General features: G+C 70.0%; 16 protein-coding genes, 1 tRNA gene and 1 other RNA gene. 7 read left to right on the forward strand and 11 right to left on the reverse strand.

Annotated elements, in window-relative coordinates; genetic code table 11:
* Positions 1–34: 34 nt before the first annotated feature.
* Positions 35–778, forward strand: coding sequence for a helix-turn-helix domain-containing protein (locus tag HNR67_RS43210; RefSeq protein ID WP_312989459.1), 744 nt, complete (start codon positions 35–37; stop codon positions 776–778).
* A gap of 896 nt (positions 779–1,674) precedes the next feature.
* Here HNR67_RS43210 and ssrA read toward each other — a convergent pair.
* Positions 1,675–2,046: a transfer-messenger RNA gene (ssrA, locus tag HNR67_RS43215) on the reverse strand.
* A 148-nt stretch (positions 2,047–2,194) separates the two neighbouring features.
* Between ssrA and HNR67_RS43220 the strand changes: the two genes are divergently transcribed.
* Both HNR67_RS43220 and HNR67_RS43225 read left to right on the forward strand, forming a co-directional pair.
* Positions 2,195–3,463 (forward strand): sensor histidine kinase, encoded by a 1,269-nt coding sequence (locus HNR67_RS43220; protein ID WP_185009825.1) that lies wholly within the window; start codon positions 2,195–2,197, stop codon positions 3,461–3,463.
* Positions 3,451–4,092 (forward strand): response regulator transcription factor, encoded by a 642-nt coding sequence (locus tag HNR67_RS43225; protein WP_185009827.1) that lies wholly within the window; start codon positions 3,451–3,453, stop codon positions 4,090–4,092. The genes HNR67_RS43220 and HNR67_RS43225 overlap by 13 nt, the downstream gene beginning before the upstream one ends.
* Here the strand turns inward: HNR67_RS43225 and HNR67_RS43230 are convergent.
* Positions 4,078–4,689, reverse strand: a complete 612-nt coding sequence (locus tag HNR67_RS43230; protein ID WP_185009829.1) for a TetR/AcrR family transcriptional regulator — start codon at positions 4,687–4,689, stop codon at positions 4,078–4,080. The two genes, HNR67_RS43225 and HNR67_RS43230, sit on opposite strands and share 15 nt — an antisense overlap.
* A 90-nt stretch (positions 4,690–4,779) precedes the next feature.
* On the opposite strand from HNR67_RS43230, the gene HNR67_RS43235 reads away from it, so the two are divergent.
* Entirely contained in the window at positions 4,780–5,538 is a 759-nt protein-coding gene (locus tag HNR67_RS43235) for an SDR family NAD(P)-dependent oxidoreductase (RefSeq protein ID WP_185009831.1), read from the forward strand.
* A 15-nt stretch (positions 5,539–5,553) separates the two neighbouring features.
* Here HNR67_RS43235 and HNR67_RS43240 read toward each other — a convergent pair whose 3' ends face one another.
* The 7 genes from HNR67_RS43240 to HNR67_RS43270 all read right to left on the reverse strand — a co-directional run bounded on the left by HNR67_RS43240 (position 5,554) and on the right by HNR67_RS43270 (position 12,031).
* On the reverse strand, positions 5,554–6,444 hold the full coding sequence (locus tag HNR67_RS43240; protein WP_185009833.1) for an amidohydrolase family protein: 891 nt from the start codon (positions 6,442–6,444) through the stop codon (positions 5,554–5,556).
* On the reverse strand, positions 6,438–6,914 hold the full coding sequence (smpB, locus tag HNR67_RS43245; RefSeq protein WP_185009835.1) for an SsrA-binding protein SmpB: 477 nt from the start codon (positions 6,912–6,914) through the stop codon (positions 6,438–6,440). The genes HNR67_RS43240 and smpB overlap by 7 nt, the downstream gene beginning before the upstream one ends.
* Before the next feature lie 32 nt (positions 6,915–6,946).
* Positions 6,947–7,849: a permease-like cell division protein FtsX gene (gene ftsX, locus HNR67_RS43250; protein WP_185009837.1), complete on the reverse strand. Its 903-nt coding sequence runs from the start codon at positions 7,847–7,849 to the stop codon at positions 6,947–6,949.
* Between the two features lie 48 nt (positions 7,850–7,897).
* Entirely contained in the window at positions 7,898–8,587 is a 690-nt protein-coding gene (gene ftsE / locus HNR67_RS43255; RefSeq protein ID WP_185009839.1) for a cell division ATP-binding protein FtsE, read from the reverse strand.
* 114 nt (positions 8,588–8,701) lie between these two features.
* Positions 8,702–9,802 carry a peptide chain release factor 2 gene (gene prfB, locus HNR67_RS43260; RefSeq protein WP_185009841.1) on the reverse strand — a complete coding sequence of 367 codons (1,101 nt, stop codon included), beginning with the start codon at positions 9,800–9,802 and terminating at the stop codon, positions 8,702–8,704.
* A 29-nt stretch (positions 9,803–9,831) separates the two neighbouring features.
* Complete coding sequence (locus tag HNR67_RS43265) at positions 9,832–10,332, reverse strand: PadR family transcriptional regulator (RefSeq protein WP_185009843.1); 501 nt, start codon at positions 10,330–10,332, stop codon at positions 9,832–9,834.
* A 97-nt stretch (positions 10,333–10,429) separates the two neighbouring features.
* Positions 10,430–12,031: a thiamine pyrophosphate-binding protein gene (locus tag HNR67_RS43270; RefSeq protein WP_185009845.1), complete on the reverse strand. Its 1,602-nt coding sequence runs from the start codon at positions 12,029–12,031 to the stop codon at positions 10,430–10,432.
* 141 nt (positions 12,032–12,172) lie between these two features.
* Between HNR67_RS43270 and HNR67_RS43275 the strand changes: the two genes are divergently transcribed.
* Together HNR67_RS43275 and HNR67_RS43280 are read left to right on the forward strand one after the other, a co-directional pair.
* The gene (locus tag HNR67_RS43275) at positions 12,173–13,141 is read left to right on the forward strand and encodes an AraC-like ligand-binding domain-containing protein (protein ID WP_185009847.1); all 969 of its coding nucleotides are present in this window, start codon (positions 12,173–12,175) and stop codon (positions 13,139–13,141) included.
* A gap of 163 nt (positions 13,142–13,304) precedes the next feature.
* Positions 13,305–13,541 (forward strand): hypothetical protein, encoded by a 237-nt coding sequence (locus HNR67_RS43280; RefSeq protein ID WP_185009849.1) that lies wholly within the window; start codon positions 13,305–13,307, stop codon positions 13,539–13,541.
* A gap of 58 nt (positions 13,542–13,599) precedes the next feature.
* Here HNR67_RS43280 and HNR67_RS43285 read toward each other — a convergent pair whose 3' ends face one another.
* The gene (locus tag HNR67_RS43285; RefSeq protein ID WP_185009851.1) at positions 13,600–14,814 is read right to left on the reverse strand and encodes a cytochrome P450 family protein; all 1,215 of its coding nucleotides are present in this window, start codon (positions 14,812–14,814) and stop codon (positions 13,600–13,602) included.
* Positions 14,815–14,906: 92 nt separating this feature from the next.
* On the opposite strand from HNR67_RS43285, the gene HNR67_RS43290 reads away from it, so the two are divergent.
* Positions 14,907–15,485 carry a TetR/AcrR family transcriptional regulator gene (locus tag HNR67_RS43290; RefSeq protein ID WP_185009853.1) on the forward strand — a complete coding sequence of 193 codons (579 nt, stop codon included), beginning with the start codon at positions 14,907–14,909 and terminating at the stop codon, positions 15,483–15,485.
* A gap of 102 nt (positions 15,486–15,587) precedes the next feature.
* On the opposite strand, the gene HNR67_RS43295 is transcribed toward HNR67_RS43290, so the two are convergent.
* Positions 15,588–15,661, reverse strand: a tRNA-Met gene (locus HNR67_RS43295).
* Between the last annotated feature and the right edge of the window lie 197 nt (positions 15,662–15,858).

Raw genomic sequence — 15,858 nt, forward strand, 5'->3', positions numbered from 1 at the left:
CGCGTATTGAACAAACGCGACATAAAATCCCCCCGTGCCAAGGGACCCCCGCGAACTGGCCAGCGCCTGGAAGAACTTCCAGCGCCACACCTACACGTCCCCATCCCCCGATCTGGCCCCCTACGTGGACGGGTACTGGTCAGTCACCTGGGACTACCCCGAGCCCTACCAACAGAAGATCGTCCCGCACCCGCACGTACACCTGACCTTCCAGGACAACAAGGCCACCATCAACGGCGTCCACACCCACTTCCACCACAAACTCCTGGCAGGCAAGGGATCCGTCTTCGGAATCCGCTTCCACCCCGGCGCCTTCCGCCCCTTCCTAAACCACCCGGTCTCCACAATCACCGACAAAACCCTCGACGCCACAACACTTCTCGGCCCACCCCCACCATCCCCAACCACAGTGGAAACCGCCGAAACCTACCTACGCCAACACCTCCCACCCCCAGACCCCCGCGCCCAAGAAGCAACCACCATCGTCAACACAATCGCCACCACCCCCACCCTGTCCCGAGTAGAAGCGGTCGCCCAAGCCCACAACACCACAGTCCGCCAACTACAACGCCTCTTCGCCGACTACGTAGGCGTAGGCCCCAAATGGGTAATCCGCCGCTACCGCCTACACGAGGTAACCCAACGCCTCACCACCGGCGAACACATCAACTGGTCCACCCTCGCCACCACCCTCGGCTACGCAGACCAACCCCACTTCACCCGAGACTTCAAGTCCCTCTTCGGCGAACCCCCCACCACCTACGCAGCCCGCTACTGAGAACGGGAGGGGAGGGAGGGGCGGGGGCGGGAGGGAAGGGGGCGGGAGAGGGCGGAGGCGGGAGTGGGGGGGCAGGCGGGGCCGGGGGGAGAGAGAAAGAGGAGGGGAAGGAAGGGGGTGAGGTAGGGCGAGAGGAGACCGAGGAGGAGGCAAGGCGGAGAAGGCGGCCGGGCGAAGAGGGCGAGAGGAAGGGGCACAGAAAGCGAAGAAGGCGGGCACGGCGAAAGCAAAGGCGAGCCGGCCAGAGAGCCCAAGCCATGGGAGTCCACGAGGCAGGGAGGCCGGGGAGGGCAGGGACCCAGGAGACGAAAGCCCAGAAGAGTGGGCCAGGGGCCAGAAGTGAAGCAGGCGGGAGACGGGTAGGGGCCAGAGGCCCGAAGGGGTTGGGGACGGCAGGAGGGGCCGAGGCCGGGGCTGGGGGCTGAGGGCTGGGGGCTGGGGGCTGGGGGCTGGGGGCTGGGCTGGGGGCTGGAGGCGGGGGCGGGGGCCGGGGGGGCGGGGAACTGGAGCTGGGGGCGGGGGCGGGGCGGGACTTCCGGGCTAGGGACTTGGAGCTTGAGGACCAGCCGGAGAAGGAAACCCGAAGCGGGCAAAGGAAAGAGGACCAGCGCACCCAGGGACAGCGGGACAACGGGACAACGAAGAGAGTGCACGGAGGCACGGCCCAGCAGGAGTTCGGCGAGGGGTCACCACGAGCACTACGACAAGAGCTTGGTTCAAATGGTTCGGGGGCAAGGGGAAACCCCAAAAACCCGCACCACCCCACACAACTCGCACCGGCGATGGGGGTCCGGGGGCGCAGCCCTCCGGCTGGGGGTCTGGGGGGCTCGGCCCCCCAGAGTAACAACGACACCGAGCCCCGCCCGCAGGTCTTCCGCGGGCAGGGCTCGGCCAATCGGTGGAGGTGCCGGGAATCGAACCCGGGTCCTCTGCCGCTTCGACAGGACTTCTCCGTGCGCAGTCTGCTCTGTCTCTACTCGGCCCTGTTGATCACACAGACAAGTTCAACATGACGGGCCCAGTCACTGTGAGTTTCCCCGTTGCTCCCCGTGACCGAGAACGCAGGTAAGTCTCCTAGCTGATGCCGGACACCGGGTCGGAGACGCACCCGGGCCGACAGCTTCACTCTTACCGTCAGGCGGCGAGAGCGAAAGCGCGCTGATTGTTGTCGGCGCTTGATTTTTTTGCAGCGACGCTTGCGGTGGTCATCTGCCTGCACCGGCACGCTTCCCCTGCCTAAACGTCCAGAGTCGAAACCGTTCACCCCCGTGGGTTGTGGATGTGCCTGCACAGAGGATAACGCTTCGGGCGGCGTTGGTCATTCCGGTTCCCCCTGGCAGGGTGGGGACAGCCCTACCCCCAGGTGACGGGGTCGCTCCATGGTCGCAGGCTGGGCGATGCAGCAGGCTTGCGGGCATGACGGAGACCACCGCCCCGCGCCGAGTCGGCGCCAGCCTGGCGAGCGCTGCCCGCTCCGCGCTCTACCTGCTGTCCGGGTTCCCGCTGAGCACGTTCTGGTTCGTGCTGTTCGTGACCCTGCTCTCGGTCAGCGCGGGCACCGCGATCATCTGGGTGGGCGTGATCCTCTTCTTCGTCACGCTGTTCATCGCCCGCGGCGCGGCCGGCCTGGAACGCCTGTGGCTGGGCATCGTGATGGGCCAGGACGTCTCGCACCCCTACCGCCCGCTGTCGGCCGGTGGGCCGCTGGGCAAGCTCAAGGGGATGGTCACCGATCCGGCGACCTGGCGGGATCTGGCCTTCCTGGTGGTGTTGTTCCCGGTGCGGTTGTTCGGCTTCGTGTTCGGGTTGCTGCTGGTGACGCTGCCGCTGTCCTTCCTCGGCGCGCCGTTCTGGTACTGGACGGTGCCCGGCGGCATCCAGGTCAACCTGGGCCTGGACTGGTCCATCGACACCCTGGGCGAGGCGCTGATCGCGGTGCCGATCGGGCTGGCCCTCGCGGTGCCCTGCGTGGCCGGGCTGCGTGGACTCGGCTGGGTGTACGCCCAGCTCGCGGCCGGTCTGCTGCGGCCGAGTTCGGTGCGGGCACTGGCCACCGAGGCGACCGAGCTGCGGGCCAGCCGGGCCCGTGGGGTGGACGCGGCCGAGGCCGAGCGCAGGCGGATCGAGCGGGACCTGCACGACGGGGCGCAGCAGCGGCTGGTCTCGGTGGCGATGGAACTCGGCCGGGCCAAGGCCAAGCTGGACTCCGATCCGGAGGCGGCCAGGGTGCTCATCGACGGCGCGCACAGCGAGGCCAAGCAGGCCATCGCGGAACTGCGTGACCTGGCCCGCGGCATCTACCCGGCGGTGCTCGGCGACCGCGGCCTGGACGCGGCGCTGTCCGCGCTGGCCGGCCGCTGCCCGGTGCCGGTGCACGTCTCGGTGGAGCTGCCGCAGCGGCCGCCCACCGTGGTGGAGAGCACCGCGTACTACATCGTGGCCGAGGCGCTGACCAACGTGGCCAAGCACGCCAGGGCGGCCACGGTCGCGGTGACCGTGCAGCGGCACGGCGACCGGGTGCTGGTGGAGATCTACGACGACGGGCGCGGCGGGGCCACCGCGGCGCCGGGTGGTGGGCTGGCCGGGCTGGCCGACCGGGCTGCCACCATCGACGGTGTGCTGACCGTGGACAGTCCCGAGGGCGGGCCGACGAAGATCAGGGCGGAGTTGCCGTGCACGTGGTGATCGCGGAGGACTCGGTGCTGCTGCGGGCGGGCATCGAGCGACTGCTGGCCGATGAGGGCATCCGGACGGTGGCCACCACCGCCGACGGAGCGAACCTGCTGGACCTGGTCACCGAGCACCAGCCGGACCTGGCCGTGGTGGACGTGCGGATGCCGCCGACCTTCACCGACGAGGGCCTGCGGGCCGCGCTGGCGGTGCGCGAGCGCCACCCCGGGTTCCCGGTGCTGGTGCTCTCCCAGTACGTGGAGGAGCGCTACGCGGTGGAGCTGATCGGCGGCGGCGCGGCAGGCGTCGGTTACCTGCTCAAGGAGCGGGTGGCCGATGTGGCCGAGTTCGTGGACGCGGTCCGCCGGGTGGCCGGTGGCGGCACCAGCATCGACCCCGAGGTCATCGCCCAGCTGCTCGGCCGCCGCCGGGATCCGCTGGAACAGCTCACCCCGCGCGAGCGGGAGGTGCTGACGCTGATGGCCGAGGGCAACTCCAACCTGGCCATCGCCAAGTCCCTGCAGGTCTCCGACGGCGCCGTGGAGAAGCACATCGGCAACATCTTCGGCAAGCTCGCGCTGGAGCCCACCCCGGACGAACACCGCAGGGTGCGGGCCGTGCTCACCTACCTAGGCCACCACTGACCAGCTGCGCAGCGCGGCCAGCGCCCCGTCCAGCGCGGCTGCCAGCGGGGCGTGCGAGCGCATGCTCTGGCTGAGCAGCTTCCCGCCCTGCAGGGCCGCGAGCAGCACCAGCGACAGCGTCTCCGGGTCGGCCTCCGGCCGCAGCAGCCCGTTGTCCCGCATCCGGACCAGCCCGGCCAGCAGGTAGCCCCGCCACCGCTCCATATGCCCGTGCAGCTCGGCCGCGAGCTTCTCGTCATTGCCGGCGACCTCGGCGGCCACCGCGCCGATCGGGCAGCCGAAGTGCGGCTGCTCGGCGTAGTGCGCGAGCACCGCGTCCCGCCAGCCGTCCCAGTCCGCCCAGGTGTCCAGCCGGTCCAGCCAGGGCCGCTGGGCGTCGACGAACCGGCCGCTCTGGAAGCCCGCGATGGCGCCGACCAGCTCGGACTTGCCGCCGGGGAAGTAGTGGAAGAGCTGGCTCTTGCTGGTGCCGGTGCGCTCCCGGATGTCGTCCAGGCTGGTGCCGCCGACACCGTGCGCGAGCAGCAGGTCCGCGGCCGCCTCGACGATCCGGGACCGCGTGGCCGCCCCGCGCGCGGTGAGGTTCGCCGAGGTCATGGGCCCTACCCTATGCGCTCTGGACCGCGCGGTCCACTTCTGTGCTAGCTTCTGGACCGTACGGTCCACTCTGCTCGGAAGGATCACGTCATGGGCACCCGCCTGGCACACCAGACCGCGTTGATCACCGGTTCCACCAGCAACCTCGGCCGCGCCATCGCGCTGGCCTACGCCGCCGAGGGCGCGCACGTGCTCGTCACCGGCCGCGACCCCGGACGCGGCGCGGCCGTGGTCGCCGAGATCCAGGCCGAGGGCGGCCGGGCCGATTTCCTGGCCGCCGACCTCAGCGGCTCACCGGCAGCGGCCAGCGAGTTCGCCACCCGGGCCACCGAGATGCTCGGCGGCCGGATCGACATCCTGGTCAACAACTCCGGCGCAATCGGCGGCCGCACCACCACCGACACCGACGAGGCCGCCTTCGACCAGGTCTTCGGGGTCAACGTGAAGGCGCCGTTCTTCCTCACCGCCGCCATCGCACCCGCCATGGCCGCCCAGGGCGGCGGTGTGATCATCAACCTGGGTTCCTGGGTCGCTCGCCTCGGCATCCCGATCGGCGCGGCCTACGCGGCCTCCAAGGGCGCGCTGGAGACCCTCACCAGGGCCTGGTCCGCGGAGTTCGGCCCGGCCGGGGTGCGGGTGAACGCGATCTCGCCCGGCGTGGTGCACGCCGACACCGAGGGCCACCCGGCCGCGGCGATGATGAAGGGCACGCCCTACGGCGCGATCGGCAAACCCGAGGCGATCGCCCAGGCCGCGGTCTACCTTGCCAGCGCGGACTCGGCCTTCGCGCACGGCACCGTGCTGGACGTGGACGGCGGCCGGATCGGCGTGGCGGTGATGGCGAGCTGACCCAGCGCGGGCCGGTCAGCGGCCGAGCAGCTTGGCCGGGGTGTCGTGCAGGACCGCCCGCAGGAAGTCCGGCCCCAGGTCCTCGGCCCAGCCCGCGATGGCCCGCAACTGCTCGCTGTACTCGTACGGAATATTCGGGAAGTCGGTCCCGAGCGCGATCCGGTCGCCGAACTCGGCCAGTCGCGCGGTCCAGTCCACCGGCAGCGGCGCGCCGCGCTCGGTGAAGGGCACCCCGACCATGGTGGTGTCCAGGTGCACCCTCGGGTAGCGGGCCACCAGGTCCAGCGCGCCCGCGTAGTCCGGCAGGCCGGCGTGCGCGAGCACCGCGGTCAGCCGGGGGTGCCTGCGCAGCACCGGCTCGAAGACCTCCAGCCCGGTGAACCGGCCGGGCAGCGGCCCGTGTCCACAGTGGATCACCACCGGCACGCCGGATTCGGCGATCAGGCCCCACACCTTGTCCAGCAACGGATCCGCCGGGTCGTAATCACCCACCTGAACGTGCGCCTTGAGACAGCGCACGCCCTCGGACAGCGCGCGGGCCAGGTAGTCAGCCGCGCCAGGCTCGGGGTAGAAGGTGCCGGTGCGCACCGCCTCGGGCACCTGTCCGGCGAACCCGGCCGACCACTCGTTGAGCCAGTCGGCCATGCCCGGCTTGTGCGGGTAGACCAGCGGCGCGAACCCGATCACGCCGAACCCGCGCAGCAACTCCACCCGCGCCTGCTCGTCCACCCGGTAGGTCACCGGCCACGGCGTGCCGTAGTGCTGGGCGGCCGCGTCGAAGTAGGCCCACACCTTGGCCAGCACCCGCTCCGGCATGAAGTGCACATGCAGGTCGACCAGGCCAGGCAGCCCGAGCCCGCGTACCCAATCGCGGATCTGCCCGTCGCTGCCCGGCCCGGTCACCACTTGCCCTTGCGGATCCGGCCCGCGACCTTGGCCACCTCGCGCTGGGCGTCCCGCTTGGCCAGGTCGTGCCGCTTGTCGTAGGCCTTCTTGCCGCGGGCCAGGGCCAGTTCGATCTTGACCTTGCCGTCGTTGAAGTACATCGACAGCGGCACCAGGCTCAGCCCGCTCTCCTTGAGCTTGCCGATCAGGCGCTCGATCTCCCTGCGGTTGAGCAGCAGCTTGCGGTTGCGCCGAGGGGTGTGGTTGGTCCAGGTGCCCTGGAAGTACTCCGGGATGTGCAGGTTCCGGAGCCACACCTCGCCGTCGTCCACGGTGGCGAAGGCGTCGACCAGCGAGGCGCGGCCGAGACGGAGGCTTTTGACCTCCGTGCCGACCAGCACCACGCCGGCCTCGTAGGTGTCGACGATCGCGTAGTCGTGCCGAGCCTTGCGGTTCGACGCGATCACCTTGCGACCAACTTCTTTGGGCATGAAGACGACCTTACGTGCGGAGAGAACCCATTTTACTGCCGCACGTACAGCCGCAGCGTCACGTAGCCGGTGACCGCCGAGATCACCACGCCGACCAGGAACAGCCAGGGCGAGACGTAGAGCACGTCACCCATGCCGATCGGCGGGAGCACCGCGTTCTTCACCGGCTCGGCCATCATCGGGTCCACCACGGTGGTCTTGAGGATGGCCAGCCCGGTCACGGCCAGGATCGAGCCGATCACACCGGCCACCACGGCCTCGATGAGGAAGGGCAGCTGGGTGTACCACCGGGTCGCGCCGACCAGCCGCATGATGCCGACCTCGGTGCGTCTGGTGAACGCCGACACCTGGATGGTGTTGGAGATCAGCAACAGCGCGGCCAGCGCCTGCAACAGCGCGATGAAGAACACGCCGTTGCGCAGGCCGTCGAAGAAGGCGAACAGCTGGTCGATCAGCGCCCGCTGGTCGTTGATCTTGGCTACGCCTGGCTTGTCCTTGTACTCCTTGGCCAGCGCGTCGAACCGGGTCGGGTCCTTGAGCTTGACCCGGAACGAGGCGGGCAGCGACTCCGGGCGGACGATCTCCACCAGGTCGCGGTTGGTCGCGTAGATCTCCTTGAACCGCGCGAAGGCCTTGTCCCGGCTCTCGTAGGTGACGGTGTCCACGAGCGGGCTCTCGGACAGGCTCTTCCGCAGCGCGGAACAGATGTCCTGGGCGCATTCCTTGTCGTTGGCGCTGAGATCGCCGGACAGGGTCACACCGACCTGGAGCTTGTCGTAGTACTGGTTCTGCACCTTGTCGATGAGCCGCACGATCAACAGGCCACCACCGAGCAGGCCGAGGGAGATCGCCGTCGTCAGGATCATCGCGATCGTCATCGTGATGTTCCGGCGCAGACCGGTGATGACTTCGCTGAACACAAAACTGGCGCGCATCGGGCTTCGGCGTTCCTTGGGTAGTCGGGAAGGAGACGGGGATCGGGCCTAGCGGCCGACGCCGTACACCCCTCGGGCGTCGTCACGGATGACCTTGCCGAGGTGCAGCTCCACCACCCGGCGGCGCATGGCGTCGACGATCGAGTGGTCGTGCGTCGCCATCAGCACGGTGGTGCCGGTGCGGTTGATCCGCTCCAGGAGCAACATGATGTCCTGGCTGGTGTCGGGGTCCAGGTTGCCCGTTGGTTCGTCGGCCAGCAGCAGCAGCGGCCGGTTCACGAACGCTCGCGCGATCGCCACCCGCTGCTGCTCACCACCGGACAACTCGTTGGGCAGCCGGTCCGCCTTGCCGTCAAGGCCGACCAGTTCCAGCACCTCGGGCACCACCTTGCGGATGGTGTGCCGGGGCTTGCCGATCACCTCCAGCGCGAACGCCACGTTCTCCGCGACGGTCTTGTTGACCAGCAACCGGAAGTCCTGGAAGACGCAGCCGATGCGCTGGCGAAGCCGGGGCACGCGGCGCCGTGACAGCTTGCCGACGTTGTAGTCGGCCACGTGCACGGTGCCCTTGCTCGGCGTCTCCTCCCGCAGCAGCAAACGCAGGAACGTCGACTTGCCGGAGCCCGACGGACCGATGAGGAAGACGAACTCGCCCTTGTCCACATGCACCGACACATCGTCGAGCGCGGGACGGGTCGAGGTCTTGTAGGACTTGGACACGTGTTCGAGCCGAATCACGACGCCGGAGTCTACTCATGCGACGTGTGAGTGCTGTGCGACGCAAGCCCGCAAGTGGGTATTCGGTCGGTTACATGGGGTGAACGGTAAGTCCGTTCGGTCCCGTTTGTGCCTCTATTCGCTGGTCCGGCGCCAGCGGATGCCCGCTTCCAGGAAGCCGTCGATGTCCCCGTCGAGCACCGCTGAGGGGTTGCCCACCTCGTGCTCGGTGCGCAGGTCCTTGACCATCTGGTACGGGTGCAGCACGTAGGAGCGCATCTGGTTGCCCCAGGAACCGCCGCCGTCGGCCTTGAGCGCGTCCATCTTGGCCTTCTCCTCCTGGCGGCGCCGCTCGAGCAGCTTGGCCTGGAGCACGCCCATGGCGGTGGCCTTGTTCTGCAGCTGGCTGCGCTCGTTCTGGCAGGAGACCACGATGCCGGTCGGGATGTGCGTGATGCGCACCGCCGAGTCGGTGGTGTTCACGCCCTGGCCGCCGGGGCCGGAGGAGCGGTAGACGTCGATGCGCAGGTCCTTCTCGTCGATCTCGACGTGGTCGGACTGCTCGACCACCGGCACCACCTCGACCGCGGCGAAGGAGGTCTGGCGGCGGCCCTGGTTGTCGAATGGCGAGATGCGCACCAGCCGGTGGGTGCCCTGCTCGACCGAGAGGGTGCCGTAGGCGAAGGGCGACTTGACCCGGAAAGTGGCCGACTTGATGCCGGCCTCTTCAGCGTGTGAGACATCGAACACGTCGGTGGGGTAACCGTGCCGCTCGGCCCAGCGCAGGTACATCCGCATGAGCATCTCGGCGAAGTCGGCGGCGTCCACGCCACCGGCCTCGGCGCGCACGGAGACCAGCGCCTCCCGGGAGTCGTACTCACCGGAGAGCAGCGTGCGGACCTCCAGCGAGGCGATCGAATCCCGCAGGAGGGCGAGTTCCTTGTTCGCGTCGGCGACCGAGGACTCGTCCTCCTCCTCCTCGGCCAGCTCGTAGAGCACGCCGAGGTCGTCCAGGCGCGAGCGCAGGTCGGTCACCCGGCGCAGCTCCCCCTTCTTGTGGGAGAGCCGGCTGGTGACCTGCTGGGCCCGCTCCTGGTCGTTCCACAGGTCCGGCTGAGCGACCTGCTCATCGAGATCGGCAACCTCGGCACGCAACTTGTCGAGGCCCATCACCGCCTCAACACTGGCCAGCGTGGCGGAGAGGTCCTTGAGGTCGGCTGCGACGTCGGGGTTCACAGCCCTAGAGCGTACTGGGAAGCCGCCGCTCAGGTGACGGGGATGGCGTCGAGCAGCTTGATGACTGCCCGGGTGTGCGCCACGGCGAAGTCCGCGGCGGCCTTGGCGTAGGGGTCCTGGGCGGCCTTGGCCGAGTTGCGGGCCTCGTCCAGCTGGCCGTTGTAGGCCTGCTTGGCGGAGTCGACCAGCGTCTGGCGCTGCTTGGCCGGCAACGAGCCGGCGTGCATCAGCCGCAGGATCAGCGGGCTGCGCAGGTGGTCGGGTCCCGGCTCGGTGGCAAGCCAGGCCTTGAAGGCCTTCTTGCCCGCGGCCGTGATGAGGTACTGCTGGCTGGAGCGCGGCCCCTGCTTGCCGAGCTTCAGCAGGCCGCCGTCGGCCAGCGCGGGGAGTTCCCGGTAGACCTGGCTGCGCGTGACGCTGAAGAACGCACCGAAGCGTTCCGTTGCGGCAGCAACGAGCTGGCCGCCGGTCTTGGGACCGTCGTGCAGCAGGCCGAGGAGAGCCGCGGCAGTCGCGTTCAGTTCTGACACATGTTCAACGGTGCCACGGCTTTCCTCCGCTGTCCACATTGGTCAGCCGTTCTGTCCATTGTGTATGGTCGCGCTCTGGGCCGAACGGGCCTGGTGATCACCCGAATGGCCCTCTGCGGACTGAGACCGCCGGCCGCGGGGATCTCCGCTCGCGCACCAGATGTCCTGGGCTGGGCATGGGCCCGGTCGGCACCTCCACCAGCGCGGGCTCACCCAGGTTGACCGCCTGGGCCACCGCGGCGCAGAGCGCGTCCGGATCGCTCGCGCGGAAGCCGCGCACGCCGAAAGCCTTGGCCAGGCCAAGGAAGTCCACGCCTGCCGGGTTCTCGTTGAACACCACCGCGACCACACCGATCCGATAACGCTTGGCGGTGGCCAGCTCCTGCGGGTTCCAGGCCGAGACCCCGTCGCCGAGCAACGCCACCACCGGCCGGTCCGGTTGCGCCAGCCTGGCGCCCAGCGCGGTGGCGAAGGCCCCGCCCAGCCCGCCGTCCTGCCCGGCGGCCAGGAAGGTTCGCGGTTCCAATACCGGGTAGGCCGAAGGGACCACACAGCCGATCGGGCCGACCTCGTCGACCAGCACGCCGTCGGCGGGGATCGCCTTGCGCAGCGCGGAAACCCAGCCGAGCTGCGGACCGCAGGCGGTCAGCTCGCGCGCGGTCCACGCCCAGATCCGGTCCACTGTGGACACCGGCCAGCCCCGGCCGCGCACCTGGCCGACCGCCTCGGCCAGCGCGGCCAGGCCCAGCCGGGCGTCGGCGTGCACGGTCACATCGGGCTCGCGCGGCGGGCCGAAATCGTGCTCGTCGGCGTTGAGCAGCACCAGCCTGGTGTGCGCGCCGATCCGGTTGGGCTCGCCGGTGGTCTCCAGGAACCGGGCGCCGACGGCCAGCACCACATCGGCCGCTCGCAGCAACTGCCTGCCCGCCAGGTGGGGGAAGGCCAGCGGGTGATCGCCGGGGATCGCGCCGGGACCGCCGAGGCTGGTGACCACCGGCGCGCCCAGGGATTCGGCCAGCGCGAGCAGTTCGGCGTCCGCGTCGGCGGCCTGCACGCCCCAGCCCGCGTACAGCACGGGTCTGCGTGCGCCGCGCAGCAACTTCGCGGCGGCCTCGATCTCACCGGCGTCCGGGCGCACCGGGCAGCCGGTGTCCAGGCCGGGGTCGAGCAACCGGATGTCGGCCTCGGCGGCCAGCACGTCCGGCGGCAGTTCCAGCGCCACCGGGCGCGGCCGGCCGGAGCGCAGCGCGCGGACCGCGGTGCGCACCATGGCAGGCACCTGCTCCGGCCGCCTGGCCAGCGCGCAGTGCGTGGTCAGCGCGGCCAGCACGCCGGACTGGTCGGGCAGTTCGTGCGGCAGCCCGAGTCCGGCGCCGAGCAGGTGCGAGGGCGTCTGACCGGCCAGCAGCAGCACCGGGGTGGACCGGCTGTGCGCGCTGGCCAGTCCGGACAACGCGTCCAGCACACCGGCGCCCGGTCCGACCAGGCAGACCCCGATCCGCCCCGACGCCCTGGCGTAGCCGTCGGCCATCCGGGCCGCGGCCTGTTCGTGCCTGGCGGCGTAGAAGCGCAGTGCGCCGCCGGTGCGCGCGATCGCCTCGGTGGCCGGGCCCACCAGGTCGTGCGGCACCCCGGCCAGATCGCGGACGCCCTCGGCGAGCAGCTGCGCGACCAGGGCCTGTCCGCCGGTCATGCGCATGAGCGGTCCCCGTCTCCTCGGTTCGCACCGGCAGTCTTGATCACCGAATGGAGCAACGATTGTCCGTCCGCGCACGCACACTGGTTGGCAACGCACGCACTGACCCGGTTCACTGGTCGGAGAAGAGGAGGAGGCCCGCCCATGCCAGTGCTCGTGCACACCGGCAGCGTCACCGAGCGCGACCGCCTTGACTTCTGGCGGGACGCAGGCGAACGGGCGGCGATGCCGATCGAGATCACCGACGCGCGGCCGGGCGATTTCCGGGCCCGCCTGCGTGGCCAGCGCTTCGGCGCGGTGCAGGTGAACGAGATCACCGCCAGCCCGCACATCATCCGACGGGCGCGGCGCGGCGGCGAGACCGGCACCGAGCTGTGCAAGACCACCCTGGTGGCACACGGCAACTGCGTGCTGAGCCAGGACGGGCGGCGGACCGAGCTGGGGCCAGGCGACCTGGTGCTCTACGACGGCTCCCGGCCCTACGAGATGGTGATGCCGGAGCAGGTGCGGCTGCTGGTGCTGCAGTACCCGCGCAGACTGCTGGCCGGGCTGGACGAGTACGACCGGCTGCGCGCGTTACGGCTGCCGACCACGGCCGGGCTCGGCGAGGTGGTCGCCCAGCTGATGCGGCACGTGGTGTCCACAATGGACGAAACAGACGGCGCGGCTGGCGTGCGGCTCACCGACAACCTGCTCGACCTGCTCGGCGTGCTGCTCGGCGAGCACCTGGCGCCGCGGTCCATCGAGCCGGACTCGGCCCGGCGGGCGCTGCTGTTACGGGTGCTCTCCTTCGTGGAGACCCAGCTGCACGATCCGGACCTGGACCCGGAGTCGATCGCGGCCGCGCACCACGTCTCCACCAGATACCTGCACAAGTTGTTCCAGGACCGGCCCGAATCGCTGGCCGCCTACGTGCGGGCCCGGCGGCTGGAGCGCTGCCGCAGCGATCTGCGCGATGTGACCCAGGCGGGCCGCCCGGTGGCGGTGCTGGCCGCGGCGTGGGGGTTCCGGGACGCCGCGCACTTCAGCAAGGTGTTCAAGAACGCCTATGGTCTACCGCCCGGGGAGTACCGGCGGTCCTTCACGCAGCGCAGCCAGCAGCGCGTTCCGTAGCCCCACGCGGGTGGTTCGCCCGGCGCGGACCGGTGTTTCCCGCGCACAGGTCTACCCCGGACGGCGGAACAGACCGGAAGATCACTCGGCGCGGGGCTCGTCCAACGCCGTACGGGCTCCGTCGTCCGCCGACGAGCAGATCCTGTGACGGGGAGGTCCTGCCGTGCATCGCAGTTGGTTCCGAACGAAGTTGGCCGAGAAGAAGGACGAGGTCACGACCAAGGTCAAGAGCAACGTGACCGCGCGGGCGAAGGCGTTGATCCCGCAGAAGCTCACCGAGACCGGACCACGAGACAACTGCATGGTGTGCGGGAAGAAGCTCAAGCCGCACTCCGTGGCCAATGGCGATGGCCGGGTGTGCTCACCCGGTTGCGCGCATGCCTGGGTGAAGGGCCTCTGAGCCAGGAGCGGGCGGGCCGGTCCCCCACCTGGCGGACCGGCCCGTTCCTTCCCCTCGATCAGCCGCCGACCCGCAGCGGCAACGACGCGTAGCCCCTCAGCAGCGCGCCAGGACGCCGGAGCAGCTCCTCGGCGGGTACCGCCAGCTCCAGCTTGGGAAAACGGCGCAGCAGCGCGCTGAAGGCGATCTCGCCCTCCAGCCGGGCCAGCCGGGCGCCAACACAGAAGTGGATGCCGTGGCCCAGCGCCAGGTGCGGGTTCGCCGGGCGGTCCAGGTCGATCCGCTCCGGGTCGGCGAACTCCCGGGGATCCCGGTTCGCCCCGCTGGTGGAGAGCAACAGCAGCGACCCTGCCGGCACCGGCATGCCGCCGACCTCGGTGTCCTCGGTGGCCACCCGGACCAGCCCAGGGTGCACCGGCCCGTCCAGCCGCAGGAACTCCTCCACCGCGGCCGGCACCAGCTCGGGCCGCTCCCGCAGCCGCGCCAGCACATCGGGGCGCTGGAGCAGCAGCACGGCGCCGTTGCCGATCAGGTTGACCGTGGTCTCGTGCCCGGCGTTGAGCAGCAGCACCCCCATGGCCACCAGCTCGTCGGCGGAGAGCCGGTCCCCGTCCTCGCTGATCGCGATCAGATCGCTGATCAGGTCGTCGGCCGGGGCCGCCCGCTTGGCCTCGATCAGCCCGGCCATGTAGGCGACCAGCCCGTCCACCGCCGCCGCGGCCTCCAGGATGACCTCCTCGGAGTCCAGGTAGGCCAGCATCTTGTGGGACAGCGCGCTGAAGTGCGCCCGGTCCTGCGGCGGCACCCCGAGCAGTTCGCAGATCACCAGCACCGGCAGCGGGAAGGCGAAGGCGGCGACCAGGTCGATCTCGGACTGCCCGGCGACCTCGTCCAGCAGTCCCTCGGCCAGTTCGGTGATCCGCGGCCGCAGCGCGTCCACCCGCTTGGCGCTGAAGGCCCGCACCACGAGCTTGCGCAGCCGGGTGTGGTCGGGCGGGTCCACGTTGAGCATCGAGGAGCCCAGCAGCTCCTGGAACTTCCGCAGCACGATCGCGGTCGGTCCCTGGATCTGGCTGACCGTGTCGCTCAGATCGCTGCTGAACCGCGGATCGCCGAGCACCCGGCGGACATCGGCGTACCGGGTGACCAGGTGCCGGGTCAGCCCGTCCGGGAACTTGATCGGGACCACCGGCGCGAGTTCCCGCGCCTGTGTGAGCAGCGCGAACGGCTCCGGCCCCATCAGGGTGAGAAATTCAGTGGTGGGCGTCGACATGACACACTCCCCCAGATCCTGGCCCAGACTCTACTGTTGTAGAGGCTCTACAGCCGTAGAGTACACCGCATGACGCCGAGGTGCGAGCAACCATGAGCAACGAGCAGCCCACCCGCCGCGAGGCCATCGCCGACGCGGCCATCGAGGTGCTCGCCGAACACGGCTCCCGGGGCCTCACGCACCGCGCGGTGGACGCCAAGGCCGGTATCGCGGCCGGATCCACCTCGTACTACTTCCGCACCCGCCTGGCCCTGCTGGAGGCCGCCCAGGCCAGGGTGGCGCAGCGGCAGCTCGCCCTGATGACCGCCTTCGCCGCGGCCGAGCCGAAGTCCGCGCTGGAACTGGCCCAGCTGATCACCGGCAACATGCACGCCATCCGCGCCGACCCCACCCTGACCATCGCGATGATGGAACTGACCCTGGAGGCGGTCCGCCGCCCGGAACTGCGCCCTGGGGTGGCCGAGGCCAGGAACCTGTTCGTGGACTGGCAGGACCGGATGCTGCGCGCCATCGGCGGCCCCGACCCGTCGCCGGACCTGACCCAGCTGCTGGCCAGCCTGGGCACCGGGATGGTGGTCGAACTGCTGAGCCTTGGCGACGCGGCGCCTGCGGCGTTCTTCGACGCGGAGGCCCAGGCCCGCAACTTCCACCGCCTGCTCGGCAACTACTGAGCCGGTACGGCTGGGGACTCGGTCCGAGCCCCCAGTTCGAACCTGGACAAAGACAAAAAGAATCCGGCCCCCAGGGTGTGAAACCCTGGGGGCCGGATCTAGTAGCGGGGACAGGATTCGAACCTGTGACCTCTGGGTTATGAGCCCAGCGAGCTACCGAGCTGCTCCACCCCGCGCCGTCTAGCTTTTGGTGCTTTGGAGCTTCTTGCTTTTTTTCTGTCGTTCTTGCTGACAGGAACTACTTTACACGGGGGTCCATACATTTCCAAATCGGGGGGTAAAACCGCCTCTGACCTGCGAGAACTTCCACCAGCCTAGCGCAGCCCCGGCGCGCCCCGGAGATCGAGACCCCGGCCTCGCCGACCCCGGAAAA

This window comes from Crossiella cryophila, assembly GCF_014204915.1.
GTDB classification, from domain to species: Bacteria; Actinomycetota; Actinomycetes; order Mycobacteriales; family Pseudonocardiaceae; genus Crossiella; species Crossiella cryophila.

What these genes read in the sequence shown, in the direction of transcription:
- HNR67_RS43220 (WP_185009825.1), top strand. Translation starts at nt 2,195, where the DNA reads ATGACGGAGACCACCGCCCCGCGCCGAGTCGGCGCCAGCCTGGCGAGC.
- HNR67_RS43230 (WP_185009829.1), bottom strand. Translation starts at nt 4,689, where the DNA reads ATGACCTCGGCGAACCTCACCGCGCGCGGGGCGGCCACGCGGTCCCGG.
- HNR67_RS43235 (WP_185009831.1), top strand. Translation starts at nt 4,780, where the DNA reads ATGGGCACCCGCCTGGCACACCAGACCGCGTTGATCACCGGTTCCACC.
- smpB (WP_185009835.1), bottom strand. Translation starts at nt 6,914, where the DNA reads ATGCCCAAAGAAGTTGGTCGCAAGGTGATCGCGTCGAACCGCAAGGCT.
- ftsX (WP_185009837.1), bottom strand. Translation starts at nt 7,849, where the DNA reads ATGCGCGCCAGTTTTGTGTTCAGCGAAGTCATCACCGGTCTGCGCCGG.
- HNR67_RS43270 (WP_185009845.1), bottom strand. Translation starts at nt 12,031, where the DNA reads ATGCGCATGACCGGCGGACAGGCCCTGGTCGCGCAGCTGCTCGCCGAG.
- HNR67_RS43275 (WP_185009847.1), top strand. Translation starts at nt 12,173, where the DNA reads ATGCCAGTGCTCGTGCACACCGGCAGCGTCACCGAGCGCGACCGCCTT.
- HNR67_RS43285 (WP_185009851.1), bottom strand. Translation starts at nt 14,814, where the DNA reads ATGTCGACGCCCACCACTGAATTTCTCACCCTGATGGGGCCGGAGCCG.
- HNR67_RS43290 (WP_185009853.1), top strand. Translation starts at nt 14,907, where the DNA reads ATGAGCAACGAGCAGCCCACCCGCCGCGAGGCCATCGCCGACGCGGCC.